Below are 2,329 nucleotides of genomic sequence, written 5' to 3' on the forward strand. Positions count from 1 at the left end.
TGGCCATCGGCAGCGCCTTGAACAGCGATCGCAGGTAGCGGTAGCCGTCGATGCCGTTGACCCGGCAGGTCTGCAGCAGCGAGTACAGGTTGGCGCTGGCGTTGGCGCCGGCCACTGTGTCGGAGAACAACCAGTTGCGCCGGCCCACGCAGAACGGCCGGATGGCGTTCTCCCGCACGTTGTTGTCGATGCTGTAGCGCCCGTCCTCGACGTAGCGCTTGAGCGTAAGCGGTCAATGAACCGCATCCTTGCCCCTGCGGCAATGGCGAGGCAGGCGCCGCTCAGTCTGCGGTCAGGTCGATGCGCCAGGACAGCAGCATCGCGTAGTCGTCGGCCGTCCTGGCCATCGGCAGCGCCTTGAACAGCGATCGCAGGTAGCGGTAGCCGTCGATGCCGTTGACCCGGCAGGTCTGCAGCAACGAGTACAGGTTCGCACTGGCGTGCGCGCCGGCCACGGTGTCGGAGAACAACCAGTTGCGCCGGCCCACGCAGAACGGCCGGATCGCGTTCTCCTGCACGTTGTTGTCGATGCTGTAGCGCCCGTCCTCGACGTAGCGCTTGAGCTTGTGCCACTGCCCGGCCGTGTAGTGCAGCGCTTTGCCCAGCAAGCTCTGGGGCAGCACGCTGTGCAGGTTGGCCAGCAGCAGTTGTTCCATGTCCTGGAGCACCGGTGCGCTGTCGTGCTGGCGCCGCCGTGTGCGCTCGGCCAGGTCTGCGCCATCGCGCTTGGCTTGGGCCTCGACGTGATACAGCTTGCCGATCAGCGCGATGAACCGCGCTGCCAGTTGGTCTGGTCCGCGCTGGCTCTTGGGGCATGCCTGCAACGCGTCGTGGAAGTAGCGTCGGCAGTGCGCCCAGCAAGCCAGGTGCACCAGGCCTTGCGTCTGAGCCACCTTGTCGTAGACGTCATAGCCATCGGTCATCATTACCGCGCCTTCGCGGATGCCCGCGTACAGCCCCATCGCGGTGGCGGCCGAGCGGCTGGGCGAGTAGCTGAACAGCCGGATCGGCGGCCCGGTGCCGTCGCGGCCTGAACCGTCGGTCATCTGCGCCCAGACGTAGCTCTTGGCCTGCGCGCTGCGCCCGGGCTCCTTGAGCACCTGCAACTCGGTCTCGTCGCCGAACACCAGTGGTGCGTCCAGCAGTTCGTCGCGCAGCAGGTTCACCACCGGCTGCACGGCCTGGCCCACCCGCACGATGCTGCCGGCCACGGTGTTGCGCGAGATGTCGGTGCCGCCGAAGCGGCCCAGCAGCGCCGCCTGACGGTACAGCGGCAGCCCGTCGAGGTACTTCGCCGTGGCCATCCAGGCCAGCGCGCCCTCGGTGAACAGTCCCTTGGGGATCACCTGCGCCGGTCGCGCTGCCAGGCGCAGTCCACCGTCGCAGCAGGGGCAGGCGTACTTCACCCGCTCGTGGCGGATCACCCGCACCTGCTGCGGGATGATGTCGAGTTGCTCGGTGGCCTCCACGCCGATCTCGCGCAAGGCCGCGCCGTCGTGCGGGCACACGCGCTCGCCCTCGGGCAGTTCGTGGCGCACCACCTCGCGCGGCAGCGCCGGGTCCAGCGGCTTGCGCCCGCGCTTGGCGCGCTGGTGGCCCGGCACGTCGACCTTGTCGTCGGCGTCAGGGGTCTCTTCGGCAGCCGGCTCGGCCTGCGCACCCAGGCTCTCGGCCTCGTCGAAGAACATGTCCTTCTGGTGCTGGCCGGTGACCTCGCTGCTGGCGGCGAACAGCTGGCGCTTGAATTTGTTGAGCTGCTCCTTGAGCAGGTCTCGCTCGGTGCGCACGATGCGCAGCTCCCCGTTGGTCGTGCGCAGCTCACCAGCCAAGGCTTGGTTGTGCTGGCGCGCCTCGGCCAGCGCCTGCTGCAGGGCGTTGAACTGTTCGAGCGTGGGCAGGTCGGCCATTTGCGGAGCAGTGTCTCAGCCCATGGCCAACGGCGACATTCGGATGTGCCGCAATGGCGCGACACCACCGGCATGATCTCAGCCGACCCGCTCGTACAAGCGCCGCGGATGCCGCTGCACCACGCCGATGTCAATGCCTTCGAGCAGCCGGTGCAACTGCTCCACCGTCAGCGTGGGCACGTCCTGCTCGCTGGGCCAGATGAACCGGTCCTGCTCCAGCCGCTTGAGCAGCAACCAGAATCCGTTGCGCTCCCAGCCCAGCACCTTGACCCGGTTGCGATGGCGGTTGCTGAACACGTAGTCGGCCCTGAAAATCTCCCAAGTCGTTGTCCCGAAACGACTTTGGGGTGATATCCGATGGTCAGATCTCCCGAGAATCAATCCAATGGAGATCGGTTTCTGGGAGTTCTGGAGTTCCCACC

2 protein-coding genes and 1 pseudogene are annotated in these 2,329 nt (G+C 67.0%); all 3 read right to left on the minus strand.

Annotated features, from left to right (window positions below; translation table 11 throughout):
• Positions 1 to 223, minus strand: a pseudogene (locus tag AC3WR5_RS33345) (IS66 family transposase); the annotation flags it as partial.
• 58 nt (positions 224 to 281) lie between these two features.
• On the minus strand, positions 282 to 1,907 hold the full coding sequence (gene tnpC / locus AC3WR5_RS33350; RefSeq protein WP_492490090.1) for an IS66 family transposase: 1,626 nt from the start codon (positions 1,905 to 1,907) through the stop codon (positions 282 to 284).
• Between the two features lie 78 nt (positions 1,908 to 1,985).
• Positions 1,986 to 2,329: IS66 family insertion sequence element accessory protein TnpB (tnpB, locus tag AC3WR5_RS33355; protein WP_492490091.1), on the minus strand; the 344-nt coding region annotated here is incomplete at its 5' end.

It is taken from the genome of Ideonella sp. FW305-24 (assembly GCF_058788035.1).